We start from the raw sequence: 717 nt of genomic DNA on the forward strand, positions 1-717 counted from the left end.
TGTCATCGGTAATTTTGTATTTCAAATTACATCAAAAATAAATGTCATCGGTAATTTTGTATTTCAAATTACATCAAAAATAAACAAAAATATATCAAAAACAAAACTAAAAATCTTGTCTCAATTACTATTATTATTTTCAACTAATAAATTAATCATCTTTACTATTTCCTTTCTCTTTTTTAGGTTTTAAATTCTTTTTCAAAATATCAATATCAAACAATTTTAATCGTTCTTTAACACTTAACTTTGTGATTTCCGACCAATAATATTCTTTTTTATTAACAATTTCGCCATTCTTTAAATCACGCACAAAYTTTAAYCATTGACTATCATATTTATTCGCAAATTCAAGGGGAATAATTATTTTAAAAAACCGAATTCCTAACCCAACATCCGACTTATGTTTTACTCTTTTACCTTCTGCTCTTCGTTCTACTGATTTTGTTTTTCAAATTTCATAATCCGTTATATCTTGAAAAATACCAATTCGCATAATAAARAAACGATTAAAAAAATTAAATCCTTTTTTAGCAACGGGTTTTTTCAATGAAATTGGAATAATAATCCCACTTGCTAACTGGCGAATATTATTTCAAATCATACCCTCACGCTGAGCAGTAAACAACGCACGATGTCCAAAATGTCTCGCTAAAACAATTCACGGTATTTTACCACTATGAACTTTTTTCTCATCGTGAGGACTAGTTCCATCAA

At 27.2% G+C, this 717-nt stretch carries 1 pseudogene; it reads right to left on the reverse strand.

Annotated features, from left to right (window positions below):
• Positions 1-151 precede the first annotated feature (151 nt).
• A pseudogene (locus C6B38_RS06335) lies at positions 152-717 on the reverse strand (hypothetical protein); the annotation flags it as partial.

It is taken from the genome of Spiroplasma sp. ChiS (assembly GCF_002968355.1).
Taxonomy (GTDB): Bacteria; Bacillota_I; Bacilli_A; order Mycoplasmatales; family Mycoplasmataceae; genus Spiroplasma; species Spiroplasma citri.